The organism is Burkholderiaceae bacterium DAT-1 (assembly GCA_019084025.1).
In the GTDB taxonomy this organism is placed as follows: Bacteria; Pseudomonadota; Gammaproteobacteria; order Burkholderiales; family Chitinimonadaceae; genus DAT-1.
This window is the reverse complement of record JAHRBI010000002.1, coordinates 439366-459833: the sequence shown is the minus strand read 5'-3', so window position 1 is coordinate 459833 and position 20468 is coordinate 439366. Positions and strand designations below refer to the sequence as shown.

Below are 20468 nucleotides of genomic sequence, written 5' to 3'. Positions count from 1 at the left end.
TTCGGTCAGCGCATGAGTGCACAATACGCCTTACCTGACCATACAACTTTGAGATAAATCAGATTCCTGCAAAATTGACTGTTTGTTCACTAACAATTCTGACCCGAGGTGAATGATCTCGTCGTCATGCGTTGCAGCCAGCACGATTGCGCGTCTGGCCACGTGCTGGATGTCTTCTATTAATACCGTGCGCGCAGCATGATCGAGCGCAATACTGGGTTCGTCCAGCAAGAGCACTGCGGGTTCTCCTGCCCATGCGGATACCAGAACAGCTTTTTTCCGTGTACCCAGCGATAACCCTGACCACGTAGAATTGAGATGATCAGACAATCCGTACCGGTCGGCGTGATCCAGCACAGACACAAGCGATGTACGTTTGAAACCCGCGATCAGTTCAAAGAAATCTGCTAACCGCATAGAAGGCCATGCATCCGGTTTGTCTGACGCGTACCCAATCCGTTGCTTCCAGTCATCTTGATCCGGTGTATACAGTAAGCCGTCCAGGCTCATTCGGCCTTCATGCATGGGCTGCAGACCCGCCAGCATCCGCAAACAACTAGATTTGCCCGCCCCATTTGCGCCGGTCAGCGCGTAGACACCGGCAGGTAAAGTCAGGCTCACCTGTCGGAAAAGCCAGCGATTATTGTAACGAGTGCCAACCGCATCAAGCCGAAGGATGGGGTGCTCAGAGGGCGTGTTCATACAGTCACTTTATAAAAATGCCGTGGCCGCCGCCCAGGCAAGCGCAATCTGCGGCGCAAAAAACGGGGCGTGGCTGGTGTGGCGTTCGTTCAGGTTGATCATGCCCCAAATCAGCAGCACATGCCCGGCAAGCATCCAGAGCGGTAGATGTACGCCCGACTGTTGCGAGGCCTGAATCACCACGGGCAACACTAATCCAACGGTAAGCCACGCCACAATCAGATGATCGTAGCGACGAATCGACCGCCAACCGCCGGGTAAAGCCTTCAACCAGTCCACGGCCAACGCCCTGTTGCGAGCCAGTGGAATCACCATCAGTGAGCAGACCCAGATCAAGAGTGCGATCAGGAGGCAGGTCAGTCCATGCACGCGCCCGGCAAAAGGGGTATGAATGACCATCCGAATCGCCATCGTACTCAGCGCACTCGCGATGAGACATAGATAGAGTGCTCCGCGTGAGTCGTGTAGCAGGGGCGCAAGACTAATGCGAATGCGAACAGAAGGTAGTTTGCTCAAACAAGCGAATGTCTCTGCCTCGAGGCTTGCAGGCGGAGCAGTCAGCATGGCCACCATGAGCGCAGCACCCATGGCTGGGATCACCAAAATTGAAAATGGACAAAACATGACTGTAGCCGATATCAGCGTCCATGCGGGCACATGCATGAGCATCCAGTGAATGCTGCCGATCAGCTTCGCCTCCTGTCGTCCAACAGGCAGTACGCTCATCCAGATATGAGTATTGATCCAAACGCGCTTCATGATCCCGCCCCAAGCCAGACAGGAAGCACAATAGATCAGCCAGCCTTTTGCCACACCCAGCCAGTCCAGAGTGAGCAATGCACCGACAGGCGTCGCCAGAATCTCAGGCGTCTGGATCAGCATGGATCCGAGAAAATCCGAACAAAAAATTGCACATATCAGCAAGATACGTGAATGCGTCTGTAAGGCTTCGCGCATCAGAGGCGCGGTTTGCCGCAATCGGAAGCGCAGTAACAGCCATCCGGATGCATAATTAAATTCTTTAAAAATCATTATGTTGTGAAAAATCAAATTGCATCTATCTGAGTAGATGATTATCCTAGCATTTTGGTCGGATTATTTCGGACGCCCGCATGTCCATTGTTATCAAGAACACTACTGATATTGAAAAGATGCGCATCGCCGGCCGACTGGCCAGCGAAGTGCTGGATTACATCACACCGCACGTCGTGCCGGGTGTCACCACCGAACACTTGGACAAGCTGTGCCACGACTATATGGTCAACGTACAGGGCTGCATCCCTGCTCCGCTGAACTACTGTCCGCCCGGCTACACCCCGTTTCCGAAGTCAATCTGTACCTCGGTCAATGCGGTGATTTGTCACGGTATTCCGGTCAACAAGCCCCTGAAGGACGGCGATATCGTCAATCTCGATATCACGGTGATCAAGGACGGCTATCACGGCGATACCAGCCGTACGTTCTGCGTGGGCAATGTCACGCCACAAGCCCGCCGCTTGGTGCAAAATACCTACGAATGCATGTGGATCGGCATCGACAAGGTCAAACCCGGCGCACGTCTGGGTGACATCGGTGCGGCGATTCAACAGCACGCCGAAAAGGCTGGCTATTCGGTGGTACGCGAATTCTGTGGCCACGGTATCGGTAAAAAGTTCCACGAAGAACCACAGGTGCTGCACTACGGTCGTCCGGGCACAGGTTTGGAACTGAAGGCTGGTATGATCTTCACCATTGAGCCGATGATCAATGCAGGCCGTAAGGACATCCGCGTCATGGCAGATGGCTGGACTGTGCTGACCAAGGATCGTTCTCTCTCTGCGCAGTTTGAGCATACGATTCTGGTAACCGATACAGGCTACGAAGTCCTGACCACCTCCGAAGGGGCACCTGCCCGTCCGGACTTTGGCGCACCAGCTGTAGCGGCCTAATCCGCGAACGCATGCCCGCACAAAAAGCCACCTCGCTGAGGTGGCTTTTTGCTTTGCAGGGAGTTCATCTCATCTGTTCTGTCCCATTTCCGGGACAGACGTTATCCCAGTTTCGAGACGGCAAGATCACATGCCGCCACGCATCAAGACCAATTCACATAAGAAACAATCACTTAACATCCTGGCACGCAAACTGCTGTATTCAGTCTGACTTGATACTTGCATACGCACACCATGGATATTCAACGCGCACCTGTTAAACGCCCGCTCTGGCGGCATCGTTCGTTTCAAATCGGCATCGCTGCGACCGCACTCGCCGGGGTGGTCATCGCGGGGTTGAATGCCAAGCCTGCCGGCATGTCTGTCGAGAAAGCATCCGTCAGTCTTAGTACCGTGGAACGCGGGCAGATGGTTGTGAACGTGCAGGGCAACGGATTATTGCGAGCACTCGATGTTCGCATGCTGGCTGCCCAGAGTGAAGCGCGGGTCGAGCGCGTGCTGGTGCAGCCCGGTACGCGCGTGGAAGCGGGACAACTGCTTGTTCAGCTGACCAACCCGGCGCTGAGCCAGCTGACAGAAGAAAATCGCTGGGCGCTGGAACAGGCTGAGGCTGAATTGCGCGCCACGCGTACCCAACTCGAAATGGAGCAGCTAAACCAGCAGTCCATGATCAAGACGGCAGAGTTCACCGAGGAAACCGCACGGCAAAAGCTCGCAGTACAGGCTGAGCTGATCAGACATGGCATGGTGTCCAAGCTCGATTATCAGGCCACCGAGCTCAACTTCAAGCAGCAGCACGAAAATCTGGCGCTGGCGCGCGAGCGCCTCAATCGCGGTGCGGCGAATCTCAAGGCACAGATCGAAGCACGCGAAGCCAATGTCGCCCGCCTGAAAAAGTCTTTGCAGCGCGCGCAGGACCTTCGCGATGCACTCTCAGTCAAGGCACCTGCAGATGGCATTGTGCAGGAGCTGAATCTGCAGCCCGGTCAGGCGGTTTTGGCAGGCATGGCACTCACCAAGCTGGTACGCCCCGGACAGCTCTACGCCGAATTGCAGATTCAGGAGGCGCAGGTACGGGACATTGCAGTCGGGCAAACCGGGCAAATCGATACCCGCGCAGGACTGATCGCAGCAGAAGTCATGCGGATTGCCCCAAGTGTTGCCAATGGCACGGTGAAGGTGGACATGCGCCTGACCGGAGCCCTGCCCCGCAGCGCCCGCCCGGATTTAAGTGTGGAAGGCAGCATTGATATCACCCGTATCAACGACACGATTCAGGTCGGTCGCCCTGTGTTTGCACAGGCAGACACACAGATGAATATCTATCGCGTAGATGCCTCCGGAATGGCCGAGCGCGTGCGAGTGTCCTTTGGAACCGCCGGCATCAATCGCATTGCCATCAAGCAGGGCTTACAGCCCGGCGACCGCATCGTGGTCTCCGACACAACCGCTTGGCGCGACTTTGACCGGGTCAAGCTCCGGTAAAGGAGCCGCGATGCTTAGCCCGCTTGCCTGGAGCCATCCCAGCCCCCAACCCGACACGTCGCCCGCGGGTCTTTCCGCTACCATGGCAACCGGCGCGCGTCTTTCGCAGTCTGAACATCCGCATTTTTGCGCAGGAGAAGAGACACCATGTCCAGCCACATCATTGAATTGTCAGGCGTCAGCAAATCCTTTCTGACCGATGAACTCGAAACACGCGCGCTCGATGACATTCATCTGAGCATCCTCAAGGGCGAATTTGTATCGATCAACGGCCCGTCAGGTTGCGGGAAATCCACGCTGCTCGGCATTCTGGGATTACTGGATGTCGCCACACAGGGCGCGTATTACCTGAACGAGCGCGACGTGCTGAAACTCAGCAATCGCGAGCGCGCACATGTCCGCAACCGGGAAATCGGCTTTGTATTTCAGGCGTTCAACCTGATTTCCGATCTGAATGTCGAAGAAAATGTGGGTGTACCCCTGCTGTACCGCGACGACCTGAGTCGCAAGGAATGCAAGGCGATGGTCGCAGAGGCGCTGGCCAAAGTAGATATGAGCCATCGTGCACGGCATTTCCCGTCGCAATTGTCGGGCGGTCAGCAACAGCGCGTAGCCGTTGCGCGCGCCATCGTCAACAAGCCGGGTTTGATTCTCGCAGATGAGCCGACCGGTAATCTGGATTCGCGCAATGCCGAACTGGTGATGAACCTGCTGCGGCAGATTCATGCAGATGGTGCCACGCTGTGCATGGTCACGCATGATCCTCGCTCGGCTGCGCTGGCCAAACGCCGCGTATCGCTATTCGATGGCCGACTGGTAGACGATCAAGTCGGTGAGTCGGGTATCGCCCCTGCGCACTCCTTGATTCTGGGGGTGTAAATATGTGGAATGATCTGCGCTATGCCTTGCGCCTGCAATTAAAGGCGCCCGGATTCTCCTTGCTGACCATTCTGACCTTGTCAGCCGGCATCGCCTTTGCAATTTATATGTATGCGGTCGCGCACGCGATCGGGTTTGCGCATCTTCCCTGGCCGAATTTCGAGCGGCTGGCAGCGATCAACGAATTATTCGATGGCCGCACCAATGGCGATCAAGTGCGCTACGCGGCCTTTGTCGAATTTCAGAAAAACCAGACGCACTTCGAGCAATTGCTGCCGGGGCAATCGCGCAATGCCTCAATCGGCACCGCACGGCTGGCGGAAAGCTTCCGGGTGTACTACACCTCGCCGGGCATGTGGGCGATCCACGGTGTGCAGCCGATCATGGGGCGCACCTTGCAAGGTGCAGACTCGGAAGCGGGCGCACCACTAGCCGTAGTCATCAACGCAGACATATGGAAAAAGCGGCTGGGTGGCGACGCATCGATCATCGGCAGCCACATCAAAGTCAATGGCGTAACCGGAACGATTGTCGGCATCATGCCTGCTGGCTTCCGTTTTCCTACGTCCGAACAGATATGGCTGCCATTCAAGCCGCCGGTTAAATACGCACCCGGTGACGATAACCGGGTGAGTGTGATGGGTTGGCTCAAACCCGACGCATCTCTGGATGATGCCAGCAATGAAATCGGCGTCATGGCCAAGCGGCAAGCTGCTGAATGGGGCAAAGCCAGCCAGAATCTCGGCGCGAAAATAGTTCCGTTTGTACATGGTAACTCACGCGCTGGCCTGGGCTTGTATCTGACATTAGGTGGTGCTGCCGGCTTGCTGCTGATGCTGACCTGGATCAATACCAGCAATCTCCTGCTGGCACGGAGCAACGAACGTCAGCAGGAAATCACCATTCGCGCAGCGCTGGGTGCGCCGCAGCACCGGCTGGTCCGGCAAATGGTCTGCGAGGGTCTGATTCTGTCACTGGTTGCTGCCGCCATTGCCATCTGCATTGCGGGCTGGACGCTGGACCTGAGCAGCAAGGCGCTGATGGATACACCCGGCGCACGCGATTTTCTGCCCTTCTGGTTCCAGTTTGGCATCGGCTGGCGGGAATCCATCGTGGCCATTCTGCTGGCTGTACTTACAACTGTCATGGTGGGACTGGTACCCGCGCGCAACGCCGTTAAGCTGGATGTCATGCAGGTACTGCGCGATGGCACACGGCACGGCCAGAGCAAATCCGGCAGCAAGTTCAGCAGCTTTCTGGTGATCGCCCAGATTGCCCTGAGCTGTACCTTGCTGGTGGCGGCATGTGTACTTCCGTGGAGCATTTACCAGATTGCCCGCGCCGACTACGGTTGCCGCACCCACGATATTGCGACGGCACGGTTGGCACTGAATGGCGTGGGCTCCACGTACACCACCGATGCCTTGCGCGCGCAATACTGGCAACGACTCGAACGTGGCCTGGCCGCGCAATCGGGGGGCCTGCGTCTGGCACTGGGTGACACCCTCCCCGGCGATGGCATGAGTATGGGTGCCCCCATGTACCCAGAAGCCATGGTGGTCAACAAGGGACATGAACCGGTTGCCGACCGCTATGTTGTGAACGGCGACTATTTCCGCACACTGGATATCAAACTGATTCAAGGCCGTACCTTTACCCAGGACGACCGTCTGGATACGCTGCCCGTTGCCGTTGTGGATTCCGCGCTGGCCACGTCCTTCTGGCCAAAGGCGTCGCCAATTGGTAAACGTGTATACGTGATGAATGACCCTGACAAGGCTGGTCACTGGGTCACAGTGGTAGGCGTGGTCACGCCCGTCCTGCACGGCGCGCCGAGTGGCACGAACGAGCGTGGATTGGGAACGCTTTTCCAGCCTATCTCACAATCTATCCCCACCGAGCTATCCATTGCCGTTGCAGGCCCGGACGTGCAAACCGCCATTCAGGGATTGTCGGCTGCCGTTCAACTGGCGGATAGTGCCATCGCCCCGTCCCGGCTGATGAGTTTTGACGAACTGCACGATGCCAACCAGGGCGGCTTCAATATTCTGGCGGCATGGTGCGTTGCGCTGGGTCTGATCAGTCTGTTACTTGCCACCAGCGGTATTTACGGCATGACTGCGCGTTCCGTCGCATTGCGTACCTGGGAAGTCGGTCTGCGTCGTTCGGTGGGCGCCAGCGATTCTGCCATCTTACGTATGCTGGTAAAACGTGGGGTGCGTCAGTTGCTGATTGGCCTGCCGACAGGCTTGCTGATGGGCTGGGGGGTCACCATTGCAATGCAGGAATTTCTCTATCGCAGCGAGCTGGCGATTCCACTGGCCATTGTGCTGATTGCCATGGTGATTTCCAGCGTACTGTTTATGGCCATCCTGATTCCTGCACGGCGAGCCATTGCACTCACACCCAACGCGGCACTGCGCTACGAGTAAGTCGGCCTATTTCGCCACAACGGCACCCGATCCCCAAGGAATCGGGTGCCTTTTGCCATCAAAATTTGTATGCTGGGACCATTGAAAGACATTTCATCAAACGTGACTGACCCCATCCTCATTTGCGACGACGACGTCGGCATTCGCGCCGCCCTCAAGCTGTTTTTCAAAAGCGAAAACTGGCCGTGCGAGGTCTGCGCCTCGCCAGATGCCCTGCTGGATGCCTTGCGCCAGCACGAAGCGTCGTTGGTGCTGGTCGATCTGAATTACACCCGCGATACAACTTCGGGACTGGAAGGACTTGACCTCATTCGCGAACTCCGGCGCGAGTGGCCTGATCTGCCCATCATTGCCATGACTGCATGGAGCACAGTGCAACTGGCAGTGGAGGCCATGCGTCTGGGCGCAAGCGACTTCATCGAGAAGCCTTGGGACAATCAGCGTCTGGGCAATATTGTCCGGCAACAGCTACGCATGCAGGCCTCACAGCATGAAAATATCCGGCTGAAGGCTGAAAATCGCGTGTTGCAATCAAGCAGCGGCGCACCCGACTGGATCGGGGAATCAACAGCCATGCAAGCTGTGATTTCACAGGCTTCCTCGGTTGCAGGCGCGGATGTCAATATCCTGATTACCGGCGAAAACGGCACAGGCAAATCGCAGCTGGCCGAATGGATACACGCCCATTCGCGTCGCGCCCAGGGCAGTCTGGTTCGCGTCAATATGGGTGCGATTCCGGACAGTCTGTTCGAGAGCGAATTATTCGGTCATAAGAAAGGTGCCTTTACCGATGCCAAAGAAGATCGCATGGGCCGATTCGAGCTGGCCGAAGGCGGTACGCTGTTTCTGGATGAAATTGGTAACCTGCCCCTCAACCAGCAAGCCAAGCTATTACAAGTGCTTGAAACCCGCCAGTTTGAACGACTGGGTAGCAGTCGCCCGCAACACGCCAATGTTCGCCTGATTACTGCCACAAATGCGGATCTGCCCGCACTCGTCACCCATGGACGATTCCGTCAGGATTTACTGTATCGACTGAACAGTATCGTGATTCACATGCCTCCCCTGCGCGAGCGTCACGAAGACATTCCCCTGCTGGCACGCCACTTCCTGCATCATCACGCCCGCCAGCATGGGAAACCCTTGCGCGAACTGGACGTACTCGCCATTCAGGTACTGCAATCGCACAGCTGGCCCGGCAATGTGCGGGAGTTATCTCATTGCATGGAGCGCGCCGCCCTGCTGGCAACTGGTGCAGTGATTCAAGCGGGGGATTTGGGCTTGGCGGTGCACGGTCCATCTACCACCACGCCAGCTGACGACGTGCTTGACTCGCTCTCGCTTGAAGATGCCGAAAAATGGCTCATCCGCATGGCGCTGAAGCGCCACGACGGCAATGCACAAGCGGCGGCAGAAGCACTGGGGCTGAGCCGGTCAGCCTTCTATCGTCGCCTACAGAAGTTCGGGCTCTGATCATGGCTCGCCGCCTGCGCACCGATACCCGCATCACCCTCCTGATGCTATGCGGCATGACCCTGCCGCTCGGGATCGCCTGCGTCAGCATCTGGACTCAGCCTTGGTCTGTTTATGCTCGACTGTTACTACTGGCGCTCCTTGTCAGCTTGTCTTTCATCAGTGTGTTTGCCGTTCGCCATCATTATGCATACCCGCTGCGGAATCTCGCCAATCTGGTCGAATCGATCCGGGTGGGTGATTATTCGATGCGCCTCAATCTCCCTCAGGAAGATGCGCTGGGCGAACTGGCTCGCGACATCAATGCTCTCGCCAGCACCCTGCAATCACAGCGCCTGCAGACCGACGCAGCCCATCGACTGGTGGATCGCATCGTGGCAGGCATGGATATCGCCATTCTCGCATTCAACCCGGATGGATGCCTGAAGCTTGCCAATCCCGCAGCGGCGCGTTTGATGAAGCTCCCGGACAATGCAAGTGCATTCACCGCCCGGGATCTGCAGGTATCCGACTGGATGGAGGATCAGCCCGAACGCATTGTAGAGCGCGCCTTTCCCGGCGGCTCCGGCAGCTGGCGGGTACGCCGGGATAGCTATCTGGTAGATGGAAGCACGCATACGCTATTACTGATTACTGATATGCGGGCGGTTTTGCGCGACGAAGAACAAAAGGCATGGCGACGCCTGATTCGTGTGTTCAGCCACGAGGTCAATAATTCGCTGGGGCCGATTGCCAGTGTCGGCAACACACTCAGCGCCCTGCTGAAAAGGGATGGGCTACACACCCATCAGGATGACATTGCGGAAGGATTGGCGATCATTGAAGATCGCGCCCGGCATCTCAGCGAGTTTGTACGACGCTATGCCGAACTCGCCAGACTGCCGGAGCCCGCCAAATGCATGTTCGATTTATCTGCACGCGTACGTCAGCTGCTGCCGCTGTTTACCGGTACAACACTGATCAGCGCACCGGATCAATGTCTCTTGTTTGGCGATCCGGCTCAGATTGAACAGGTATTGGTGAATCTATTCAAAAATGCGAGCGAAGCCGGCGCCAGTCAGATCGACATTCGCATTCAAACATCGCCACCCCGCATTCTGATTCAGGACAATGGTACCGGGATCGTTAATCCGCATAATCTTTTTGTGCCGTTCTACACGACCAAACCATCTGGTACGGGTATCGGACTGGTATTGTGCAGACAGATCATGGCCGCCCATCAAGGCGACCTCGTGCTGCGCAATCGAGAAGATCAGCCGGGCAGCGAGGCCATTCTCACGTTTCGACACCTGATTGATTTACCGCACGCTTGAACCACCCGCGCACGCCCTCATCTAAAGTGCTCGACTGATTGATCTGGATGCCACATGGCCAAGCCTCCGCGCAGTTCCCGTTTTATTGTCGCCGTCGTGGCACTGCTGCTCGGTTTGCACGCCTATATCGGCTGGCGCATCCTGCCCGTGCTGGCATTGCCGGATACGCTCAATGTGCTGGTGTGGATCGGACTGATGCTGTCGGCACTGGTGATTCCGCTAGGGCTGCTATCGCGCTTTATTGCCAAACCGCCCCTCTCCGACAAGCTGGCGTGGATCGGTCTGCTCCCCATGGGCTGGTTTTCTTCGGCCATTCTGCTGACATTTGTGCGCGATATCGTATTGCTAGGTGACGCGCTCTGGTCATCCCTCATGCGCACACCGACCTCGGCCACACTGCCGTACGACAGCGCAATCGGGGTGGTGGCGCTGGCTTTTATGGTTACCCTGATCGGCTATATCAACGCCCGCCGCGTCGCCACCGTCATCGACATTGTCGTGCCGATTGCCAATCTGCCCGAGGCCTTATCCGGATACACGCTGGTTCAACTCAGCGATATTCATGTCGGCCCCACCATCAAGCGCAACTACATCGAAAAGGTGGTCCGCCGGGTGAACAAACTGGACGCTGATGCCGTGGTGATTACCGGCGACGTGGTGGATGGCGATGTGGCGCACTTGCAGCCACATACTGCGCCACTTGCAGACTTGAAATCACGCGATGGCACCTTTGCAGTGACGGGCAATCATGAGTATTACTCGGGTGCACACCAGTGGATCGCGGAGTGGCAGCGGCTAGGCATACGGGTACTGATGAACGAGCATCAGCTCATCCGCCGGGGTGACGCAATCTTGGCGCTGGGTGGCGTACCCGACTACACCGCCCACCATTTCGACCGCAGCCACCAGAGCGATCCGGTGCGCGCCTTTTCAGACAGCCCAGACGGTGCGATTCGCGTACTGCTCGCGCATCAGCCGCGCACCATTCCCGCCGCCGAAGCAGCCGGTACCCATCTGCAGCTTTCCGGCCATACCCACGGCGGTCAGTTCTGGCCATGGAATCTGTTTGTGCCGCTACAGCAGCCCTATGTGGCCGGGCTGGTGAAGCACGGTTCGACATGGCTGTATATCAGCCGGGGGACCGGCTACTGGGGCCCGCCCAAGCGATTTGGTGCGCCGTCGGAGATTACGCGGATCAGGTTGGTGAGGGCTTAGCGTTACAGATCATCAATTACGATTCGCTCTCGCCGGCTCAATTACTCTCCATGTTATACTCTCCTTTAAACTATATAAAATGGCACTCATATTTTTTCGGGAGGCGCAGTGACTCGTTCGCGTAACACTTTACTCATTAAACTTTCCTTATCATCTTTCCTTTTCGTACTGTCTGCATGTGGAGGAGGAAATGGAAGTAACCCTACTTCATCTACTACTCCAAACACACCTACTTACTCAGTATCCATGACTATTCTTGGCTTAACAGAAAATAAAGCCATTACACTTTCACTAAATAATTTACCTTCCATCTCCATTAATAAAAATGGGAAATTCACATTTCCAACCTCACTTCCATCCGGCAGCAATTACTCCATTTCGATATTAACTCAACCAGACGAATTGCAATGCTCTATCCTAAAGGGCTCAGGAGCAATATCAACAACTGATATATCTAACATTACAATTGGCTGCACCCCGACACAACCGACCTTGGCTTTACTTGCAGGTGCAATTGGCGGCCCTGGATTGGCTGATGGAAAAGGCAGAGATGCGCGCCTTTTATCCCCATCATATGCAACAATGAGTCGAACTGGCTCCATTTTCCTGCGCGACTCCACATTACTTCGAAAAATCACATCGGATGGCCAAGTTTCGTACTATACAGGCTCACAGTACCCATTAGACTCCCTTGACTGCACTTTACCGCCACCGCCCACAGGAATGAATATTCCAAGTGGTGCGCCTCTCAAAGGAATGGCACCCTTCACTTATCACTATCAATCGCTCACCAGTCGACTTAAAGAAAGTGATACCACCGCAGCATACTGTGGTAGCCCGATAAACGGGCGAGGGATAGCCGCTCAGCTTGCTGCGTGGGGGAGCCTCGTTGTTGATAGTAAAGACAATGTCTACATAACCGATGCTTACAGCAATGCTATTCGTAGAGTTTCGTCAGATGGTTCAGTCACCACATATGCGGGGTCCATTACACAATCAGGCAATACAGATGGCTCCGCAGCAACTGCCAGATTTTCGAGCATCGGAAACTTGCACATAGATTCAAATGACAACATTTACTTAGAGAATGCAAATTGGAGCCTCAACGTCTCGCAAATGCGAAAAATATCCCCAAGCGGCGAAACCAGCACTCTCAATTTAAAACTTGATCGCAATTACTATCTCGCAGATGAAGATGGTACATTTTACTCATTCCAATTCAATAGCAAAGATGTCTATAAATTCGACAAAAATGGCAATTCAAATTTGTTCATCAAGAGCAACACCGACCCAACAAGCCCTCAAAGTTCATTTAGATTTACGCACGTAAAAAACGGGATCTTTTATGGCATTGAACACATAGATAGCACAGTCAATACCTCCAGTCTTGCCTCACGCAGCAGAATCCTAAAACTAGACTTAAATGGAAATTTGACCATTCTCGCTGGCTCCGACGCTCATTGGCCACCGACAACAAGCGATTTAAACTTTCCGGATGGTAAAAATGGAATAGCCCAGTTAGGTGAGATCAAGATCATCGCAATAGCTAACGGTGAGATTTACTTCACAGACTATTCTGCCGGTAGAATTCGCAAGCTTGATGCCTCTGGAAATATTGTAACCATTGCAGGCAGTACCATTGCTAGCGGGAGCCAAAATGGTCCTGGGATCAGCGCGCGATTCATGAAGGCATCGGGTGCTACCTATGACAGCAATGGCAATGCCTACATTTCCGATACTGATGATCATACTATTCGAAAAATAACACCGGATGGCATCGTATCAGTCTTTGCCGGTAAGGCCGGTGTTTCTGGCGCTGCAGATGGGGAAATTTCGCAAGCGTTGCTGAACTCCCCTGGAAAGATAGTGGCAGATCAATTTGACAATCTCTACTTCATAGATGCTGCCCCCATCAATTCCAACCTGCCCATCACATATCAAGGTGATGCAATTAGAAAAATTTCGCCTTCTGGCTCAGTTTCCACATTACTAAAAGGAAAGATCTGTACCCCAGAACAAAGCAAGTGCGAATATGATATATTCTCCACCATCGAAATAGCAAAAGACGGAACGCTTTTCTTGGGTGGGATAAGCTATCGCCCTTACACTTCAAACACACAACCATCCTTGACGGTTCTCAAGCTATCTCCCCAAGGGAATTCTTCAACATTATTTAAGAATAATTCACTAGGCTACGAAAATGGTTCTTTATCAACGGCAAAATTTAGATCTATTGTCTCGCTCGCCATTGGTTCTAATGGGACACTCTTTGTAGCAGATGCTTCAAATAACGTCATCAGAAAAATTTTGCCTGATGGCCAAGTCTACACACATGCAGGCAATGGTCCATTTAGGCAGGATTATCTTGGCAACAGCCTGCTGCGCCCCATTCAAGATGGGCAAGGATTGAATGCCATTTTCACAGGGATAACCAGCATGAAAATGGATGCAACTGGTACTTTATTTGTGTCTGATAGAGGTTCAATACGTAAAATTTCACCAGACGGATTGGTCAGTACCATTGCGGGGAATAAAGATACTATTGGCACTATACTGGGCAAACTACCCGCATCACTTGCTACTATCCAAGACATTGCCATCTCACCACTTGGACAACTCCTAATAGTCAGCGAAGGATCAATTCTCACGATCTCCGGTTTAGCGGTCAAACCAAAATAAAAAATCGGCCACCCCATTCGGAGTGGCCGCCAACAGACAAACATTTTTCCTTATGCAGTCAGGCGCTCAGCTTCCTGTGCACCCACCGCCTGACGCGCTGCAAATACATCGCCTACCAGCAAAATCGCCGGGCCGTCGAGCTGCCAGCTCGCGGCTTGCGGCAGTTCTGCCAGTGTCATGGTGAACTGGCGGGACGATTGCAGCGAGGCGCCTTCCACGATGCAGATAGTGGTCGACGCTTTCATGCCTGCTGCCAACAAAGCGGCAGCAATCAAATCAGCCTGTTTCACACCCATATAGAGCACGGCGGTATCCGCTGCGCGCACCACGTTGATCCAGTCGTTCGCGCCTTCGCCCTCGCCAATGCGCGCCGTGGCGAACACCACATTGCGCGACACGCCACGCGAGGTCAGCGAGATACCCAGATCGGCACTGGCAGCGAGCGCCGCCGTAATGCCGGGCACGACTTCATATTCGATACCGGCGGCATTGAGCGCGTCGATTTCTTCCTGGGCGCGGCCAAACAACATCGGGTCGCCACCCTTGAGCCGTACGACACGCTGATACTTGTGCGCGGCGTCAATGATGCGTTTATTGATGAATGACTGGCTGTGCGAGTGCTTGTGGCAGCGCTTGCCCACGGCAATCAATTCCGCCTGCGGACAGAATTCCAGCATCTCCGGCTGCACCAGCGCGTCGTATAGCACCACGTCGGCCTGTTGCAGCACACGCATGCCACGCACGGTAATCAGATCCGCTGCGCCGGGCCCTGCACCAATCAACCAGACTTTAGCCATCATGCGCTCCTGCGACGGAACAGCGGCAGCGGTTGCTCCGCGCTGGTCTGGTAGGCATCGCTGAAATCGTGCAGCCCCTTGGCGGCTTCGTGTACATCCTTGTCGGCGCGCACTTCAAAGGCATCAAAGCCGCAGCGGCGCAGGTAGAGCAAGGTGTCCTTGAACACATCGCCTACGGCACGCAACTCGCCTGCAAAGCCATAGCGTTCACGCAGCAAGCGTCCAATCGAGAAGCCGCGACCATCGGTAAAGGCCGGGAATTCCACGGCGATGATGGCGACGTTGGCTGCATCCGCACCAAGCGTTTCAGGCTCGTCATCCGGCTTGAACCAGATACCGACGTCGTCGCGACCAATCAACTCGTCCTTGCGCTCCAGCCATTCAGCCAAAGGCAGGAGGCTGTGGGCAGGCACTGGATCGTCACTGGCTTCCGCCAGACGCAGCCAGTGGTTGGCTGTGACTTCGATCTCGCCTGTCTGGCGATCCAGCTTGATCACATGTGGCGTCTTAACCATGGGCGCGCTCCTTCTGATACACGCGTGCCTTGAACGGCTCGATGCCGACGCGGTCGAACACATCAATAAATCGCTCGTCGCCTTCGCGCTGCTCTACGAACACATCAATCACCTGACGGATCACGCCCGGCACATCATCCTGCGCAAACGACGGGCCGATGACCTTACCCAGGCTGGCCTCGTAGCCCTGACGGCCACCCAGCGAAATCTGGTACCACTCGGAACCGTTCTTGTCGACGCCAAGAATCCCGATATTGCCGACATGATGATGGCCGCAGGAATTCATGCAGCCGGAAATATTGAGGTCCAGCTCGCCCAGATCGAACAGATCATCTAGGTTATCGAACAGCTTTTGCACGCCTTCGGCAATCGGAATGGACTTGGCATTGGCCAGATCGCAGAAATCGCCGCCCGGACAGGCAATGATGTCGGTCAACAGGCCGATATTCGGTGTAGCCAGCCCCAGCGCCTTGGCGGATTCCCACAGCGCAGCGACATCCGATTGTTTCACATCGGCCAGAATCAAATTCTGTTCGTGGCTCACGCGGAGTTCGCCATAGGCATATTGGTCGGCCAGATCGGCCACCGCATCGAGCTGATCCGCCGTTGCATCACCCGGCGCAACGCCAGTTTTCTTGAGCGAGAGCGTCACCGCCACATAACCCGGCTGCTTGTGCTTGAACACATTACGTTCGACAAAGCGCGCGAAGGCTTTGTTCTCGGCCTGCAACTGCACAAACCCTGCATCGTCGCCCGGCAGCGTTTCGTAGGCGGGCGCGGTGAAGAACTGCGATACGCGGTCGATTTCAGCTTGCGTCAGCGTGGCCGGGCCGTCCTTCAGGAAGGCCCATTCGGCTTCGACCTTGGCCGCAAACGATTCAGGCGTCATTGCCTTCACCAGAATCTTGATCCGTGCTTTGTACTTGTTATCGCGACGGCCATAGCGGTTGTACACACGCAGGATGGCGTCGAGATAGGTCAGCAGATGGTGTGGCTCAAGGAAGTCGCGGATCACGCTGCCGATAATCGGGGTACGACCCAGACCGCCGCCCACCAGCACCTTGAAGCCAACTTCACCGGCTGCATTGCGCACGGCATGCAGGCCAATATCATGTACCAATGTCGCGGCGCGATCTCCTACCGAACCTGATACGGCAATCTTGAACTTACGCGGCAAATGGGCGAATTCCGGATGAAAGGTCGACCACTGGCGAATGATTTCGCACCACGGACGCGGATCGACAATTTCATCAAACGCCACACCGGCAAATTGATCTGTGGTGGTGTTGCGGATGCAGTTGCCGGAGGTCTGGATGGCATGCATCTGCACAGTAGCCAGTTCGGCCAGAATCGCCGGCACATCTTCCAGCTTCGGCCAGTTGTACTGAATATTCTGGCGGGTGGTGAAGTGCGCATAGCTACGATCATAAGTACGCGCAATCGCCGCGAGCTTGCGTACCTGATCCGCGCGCAGATGGCCGTAGGGAATCGCCACCCGCAGCATCGGCGCATGGCGCTGAATGTAGAGGCCGTTCTGCAAGCGCAGCGGACGGAACTCCTCACCGGTCAGTTCGCCCGCCAGAAAGCGGTTGGTCTGGTCGGCGAACTGGGCGACACGCTGGTCAACCAGCGCCTGATCATAGTCGTCGTAGATATACATGAAACCCACCCTGAAAGATGGCGCAAAGCATAACAATGTCACCTTAGATCAAAAACGAATATTTCCTTCTATTCAAATACAGACTTTGACATGCTGCGCCGCAGCAGTGCTTGCAAGCCTGACTCGCACTACAATAGCGGGATTCCCAGCCCGCAATCAGCGCGGCCCTCATACGTTTCATACGGATGCCTCATGAGCCAGAACGACGTCAAGCAGCCCCAGCCAATCCATCTCAAGGATTACACACCTTCCGCCTTCCTGATCGAAAAGGTTGATCTGACCTTTGATATTGAAGACGAATCTACGCGCGTCACCTCGCGCATGGTGCTGCTGCGCAATCCGGCGCATCCGCATGCCAATGCCCCGCTGCGCCTGGATGGCCACGACATGGTGCTGGAATCAGTGAAGCTGGAGGGCGATGTGCTGGGCGCAGATGCCTACGTGCTCGATGATGCCTCGCTGACCATTCCGAACATGCCGGACACGGCGATTGTGGAAATCGTCACCACGCTGAGCCCGCATACCAATACCAGCCTGATGGGGCTGTATCGCTCCAATGGCAATTTCTTTACCCAATGCGAGGCCGAAGGCTTCCGCAAGATCACCTACTACATCGATCGTCCCGATGTGATGGCGCGTTTCACCACCACCATCATTGCCGACAAGCAAAGTTGCCCTGTGCTGCTATCCAACGGTAATCGCGTGGGCGAAGGCGTCAGCGACCGCAATCGTCACTGGGTGAAATGGGTCGATCCATTCAAGAAGCCGGCCTATCTGTTTGCACTGGTGGCGGGCAAGCTCTCCTGCGTGGCGGATCAGTTCACTACCCGTTCGGGTCGCAAGGTGGCGCTGGAAATTTATGTCGAGCATAGCGATCTCGACAAGTGCGCGCATGCCATGAATTCGGTTAAGAAATCGATGAAGTGGGACGAAGACACCTACGGCCTCGAATACGATCTCGATGCCTACATGATCGTGGCTGTGAGCGACTTCAATATGGGCGCCATGGAAAACAAGGGGCTGAACATCTTCAACACCAAGTACGTGCTGGCCCGCCCGGATACCGCGACCGATACTGATTTCGATGGCATTGAAGCCGTGATTGCCCACGAATACTTCCACAACTGGACCGGCAACCGTGTCACCTGCCGCGACTGGTTCCAGCTGTCGCTGAAGGAAGGCCTGACCGTCTTCCGTGATCAGGCTTTCTCTGCCGATATGGGTAGCCCGGCGGTGAAGCGCATCGAAGATGTGCGGGTGCTGCGCAATGCACAATTTGCCGAAGATGCCAGCCCGATGGCGCATCCGGTACGTCCCGAGTCCTATATCGAAATCAACAACTTCTACACCGTAACGATTTACGAAAAAGGTGCAGAAGTGGTGCGCATGTACCAGACCCTGTTCGGCAAGGAAGGCTTCCGCCGCGGCATGGACCTGTACTTCAAGCGCCATGATGGACAGGCAGTCACCTGTGACGACTTCCGCCGCGCCATGGCCGATGCCAACGGCGCCGACCTCAGTCAGTTTGAACGCTGGTACCAGCAAGCCGGTACGCCGGAGCTGCGCGTGACAGGCAACTGGAATGCGGCAAACCTGACCTATACGCTGGACGTGGCGCAATCCTGCCCGGACACCCCCGGCCAGACCAGCAAGCTCCCCTTCCATATTCCGTTGTCCGTCGGCCTGATCGATGCTGCAGGCAAGGATGTGCCGCTGGTGCTCCAAGCTAGCGATGCTGCGCCTGCCAGCACGCTGGTGCTGAATGTGACTGAGGCCTCGCAGCGTTTCGTCTTCAAGGATATCGCCAGCGAGCCGGTTCCATCCCTGTTGCGTGGTTTCTCCGCACCCGTGAAGCTGCATTTCCCGTACAGCCGCGCACAATTGGTACACCTGATGGCGCACGACAGCGATGCATTCTCGCGCTGGGAAGCCGGCCAGACCCTGATGATGCAGGATCTGCAGGAGTTGATCGAATCGGCCCGTTCGGGCAAGGAACTGGCCATCAAGGCCGACTTGCTGGACGCACTCAAGCGGATTCTCGACGATCAAAGCATCGACCCGGCATTGGTTGCACTGATGCTGAGCCTGCCGACCGAATCCTATCTGGCCGATCAACAAAGCGAAATCGACCCGGATGCGATTCATGCTGCTCGCCGCTTCATGCGCCAAGAAATTGCCCGCGCCCTGCACTACTCACTGCTGGCCGCCTGGGATCGACTCTCGGATAACGCACCTTATGCCTTCAATGCGGATGCCGTCGCCCGTCGCAGCCTGAAAAACACTGCTCTGGGCTTCCTGGCCGAACTCGACGATGTACAGGCGCGCGCCACCGTACGCAAGCAGTACGACGAAGCCAATAACATGACTGACACCCTGGCTGCCATCGTTGCACTGGCCGAGCTGGAGACCGGTGACGACGCGCTGGCGGCTTTTGCCGACAAATGGCAGCACGATGCACTGGTCATGGACAAATGGTTTGCCATTCAGGCTGGATCACGCCGGCTCGGTACCGTCGCACACACCCGCAAACTGATGTCCCACCCGGGCTTTGCGCTGTCGAACCCGAACAAGGTACGTTCGCTGATCGGCATGTTCCTGCACAACAATCTTGCAGGGTTCCACGCCAAGGATGGCTCAGGCTATGCATTTGCTGGCGATACCATTCTGGCGGTCGATGCCCTGAATCCGCAGGTAGCATCGCGTCTGGCGGGCTGTTTCAATCGCTGGAAGAAGATGGAACCGGCCCGCCGTGCCCTGATGCGCGCCCAGCTGGATCGACTGGCTGCGCACGAAGGACTGTCGCGTGACGTGTATGAAATTGTCTCGCGCAACCTCGCCTGACGTAATTTCCGCACATTCACGGCATTTTACCCACCACAGGGCGGCTCGAGGCTTGCCCTTGTGGCGTGGCTTGCCATAATGGATTATTCGCGTTCCCTGGCCAGGACAGCTACCATGCAGCTTCCGATTTTGCTGGTTGAAGATAATCCCGATGACGAAGCGCTCACCATTCGAGCGTTTTCCAAGAACGGCATCCAAAATCCCATTCATGTTGCCCGTGATGGGCAGGAAGCCCTGGACTATCTATTCGGCCCCGGCGCTCGCCATCCCAAGCATCCGGATGAAATGCCGGTGCTGATCCTGCTTGATATCAAGCTACCCAAATTGTCCGGCATTGAAGTTTTGCGGCAAATTCGCAATCACGAAGTCACCCGACTGATTCCTGTGGTGGTACTCACGACTTCGAAGGAAGAAGATGATCTCGTGCGCAGTTACAGCTTGGGTGCAAACAGCTATATCCGTAAACCCGTCGATTTCACCCAGTTCATGGAAGTGGTCCGTCAGGTTGGCATCTACTGGCTCATGCTGAACGAAGCGGTGCATAACTAA

General features: G+C 55.6%; 15 protein-coding genes. 10 read left to right on the top strand and 5 right to left on the bottom strand.

The genetic code is table 11. The features are described 5' to 3' along the window. Window positions 1-30: 30 nt before the first annotated feature. Window positions 31-702, bottom strand: coding sequence for an ATP-binding cassette domain-containing protein (locus KSF73_05265; GenBank protein ID MBV1775118.1), 672 nt, complete (start codon window positions 700-702; stop codon window positions 31-33). Window positions 703-711: 9 nt separating this feature from the next. Further along, window positions 712-1584: a hypothetical protein gene (locus KSF73_05260; protein MBV1775117.1), complete on the bottom strand. Its 873-nt coding sequence runs from the start codon at window positions 1582-1584 to the stop codon at window positions 712-714. A 230-nt stretch (window positions 1585-1814) separates the two neighbouring features. Between KSF73_05260 and map the strand changes: the two genes are divergently transcribed. From map to KSF73_05220, 8 genes are all read left to right on the top strand, one after another. Beyond that, complete coding sequence (gene map, locus KSF73_05255) at window positions 1815-2630, top strand: type I methionyl aminopeptidase (protein MBV1775116.1); 816 nt, start codon at window positions 1815-1817, stop codon at window positions 2628-2630. A 234-nt stretch (window positions 2631-2864) separates the two neighbouring features. Continuing rightward, complete coding sequence (locus tag KSF73_05250) at window positions 2865-4115, top strand: efflux RND transporter periplasmic adaptor subunit (GenBank protein MBV1775115.1); 1251 nt, start codon at window positions 2865-2867, stop codon at window positions 4113-4115. 159 nt (window positions 4116-4274) lie between these two features. Beyond that, window positions 4275-4994 carry an ABC transporter ATP-binding protein gene (locus KSF73_05245; protein ID MBV1775114.1) on the top strand — a complete coding sequence of 240 codons (720 nt, stop codon included), beginning with the start codon at window positions 4275-4277 and terminating at the stop codon, window positions 4992-4994. Window positions 4995-4996: 2 nt separating this feature from the next. Next, a complete protein-coding gene (locus KSF73_05240; protein MBV1775113.1) occupies window positions 4997-7426 on the top strand; it encodes an ABC transporter permease in 2430 nt (809 codons plus the stop codon). Window positions 7427-7528: 102 nt separating this feature from the next. After that, window positions 7529-8899, top strand: coding sequence for a sigma-54 dependent transcriptional regulator (locus tag KSF73_05235; protein MBV1775112.1), 1371 nt, complete (start codon window positions 7529-7531; stop codon window positions 8897-8899). A gap of 2 nt (window positions 8900-8901) precedes the next feature. After that, window positions 8902-10212, top strand: a complete 1311-nt coding sequence (locus KSF73_05230; protein ID MBV1775111.1) for a hypothetical protein — start codon at window positions 8902-8904, stop codon at window positions 10210-10212. Window positions 10213-10266: 54 nt separating this feature from the next. After that, the gene (locus tag KSF73_05225; GenBank protein MBV1775110.1) at window positions 10267-11427 is read left to right on the top strand and encodes a metallophosphoesterase; all 1161 of its coding nucleotides are present in this window, start codon (window positions 10267-10269) and stop codon (window positions 11425-11427) included. Between the two features lie 246 nt (window positions 11428-11673). Further along, entirely contained in the window at window positions 11674-14106 is a 2433-nt protein-coding gene (locus KSF73_05220) for a hypothetical protein (protein ID MBV1775109.1), read from the top strand. 50 nt (window positions 14107-14156) lie between these two features. Here KSF73_05220 and cobA read toward each other — a convergent pair whose 3' ends face one another. From cobA to KSF73_05205, 3 genes are read right to left on the bottom strand one after another with little or no spacing between them, the layout of a single operon-like run. Next, window positions 14157-14903, bottom strand: coding sequence for a uroporphyrinogen-III C-methyltransferase (cobA, locus tag KSF73_05215; protein ID MBV1775108.1), 747 nt, complete (start codon window positions 14901-14903; stop codon window positions 14157-14159). After that, window positions 14903-15418, bottom strand: a complete 516-nt coding sequence (locus KSF73_05210) for a DUF934 domain-containing protein (GenBank protein MBV1775107.1) — start codon at window positions 15416-15418, stop codon at window positions 14903-14905. Before KSF73_05210 ends, cobA begins: the two co-directional genes overlap by 1 nt. Continuing rightward, entirely contained in the window at window positions 15411-17078 is a 1668-nt protein-coding gene (locus KSF73_05205) for a nitrite/sulfite reductase (GenBank protein ID MBV1775106.1), read from the bottom strand. Before KSF73_05205 ends, KSF73_05210 begins: the two co-directional genes overlap by 8 nt. Before the next feature lie 192 nt (window positions 17079-17270). Between KSF73_05205 and pepN the strand changes: the two genes are divergently transcribed. Together pepN and KSF73_05195 are read left to right on the top strand one after the other, a co-directional pair. Next, a complete protein-coding gene (gene pepN / locus KSF73_05200; protein MBV1775105.1) occupies window positions 17271-19919 on the top strand; it encodes an aminopeptidase N in 2649 nt (882 codons plus the stop codon). Window positions 19920-20033: 114 nt separating this feature from the next. Beyond that, entirely contained in the window at window positions 20034-20468 is a 435-nt protein-coding gene (locus tag KSF73_05195; protein MBV1775104.1) for a response regulator, read from the top strand.

Coding starts and splice junctions, on each gene's coding strand:
- KSF73_05265 (MBV1775118.1), bottom strand. CDS start 702: ATGAACACGCCCTCTGAGCACCCCATCCTTCGGCTTGATGCGGTTGGC.
- KSF73_05260 (MBV1775117.1), bottom strand. CDS start 1,584: ATGCTGATCCAGACGCCTGAGATTCTGGCGACGCCTGTCGGTGCATTG.
- map (MBV1775116.1), top strand. CDS start 1,815: ATGTCCATTGTTATCAAGAACACTACTGATATTGAAAAGATGCGCATC.
- KSF73_05250 (MBV1775115.1), top strand. CDS start 2,865: ATGGATATTCAACGCGCACCTGTTAAACGCCCGCTCTGGCGGCATCGT.
- KSF73_05240 (MBV1775113.1), top strand. CDS start 4,997: ATGTGGAATGATCTGCGCTATGCCTTGCGCCTGCAATTAAAGGCGCCC.
- KSF73_05230 (MBV1775111.1), top strand. CDS start 8,902: ATGGCTCGCCGCCTGCGCACCGATACCCGCATCACCCTCCTGATGCTA.
- KSF73_05225 (MBV1775110.1), top strand. CDS start 10,267: ATGGCCAAGCCTCCGCGCAGTTCCCGTTTTATTGTCGCCGTCGTGGCA.
- KSF73_05220 (MBV1775109.1), top strand. CDS start 11,674: ATGACTATTCTTGGCTTAACAGAAAATAAAGCCATTACACTTTCACTA.
- cobA (MBV1775108.1), bottom strand. CDS start 14,903: ATGGCTAAAGTCTGGTTGATTGGTGCAGGGCCCGGCGCAGCGGATCTG.
- KSF73_05210 (MBV1775107.1), bottom strand. CDS start 15,418: ATGGTTAAGACGCCACATGTGATCAAGCTGGATCGCCAGACAGGCGAG.
- KSF73_05205 (MBV1775106.1), bottom strand. CDS start 17,078: ATGTATATCTACGACGACTATGATCAGGCGCTGGTTGACCAGCGTGTC.
- pepN (MBV1775105.1), top strand. CDS start 17,271: ATGAGCCAGAACGACGTCAAGCAGCCCCAGCCAATCCATCTCAAGGAT.
- KSF73_05195 (MBV1775104.1), top strand. CDS start 20,034: ATGCAGCTTCCGATTTTGCTGGTTGAAGATAATCCCGATGACGAAGCG.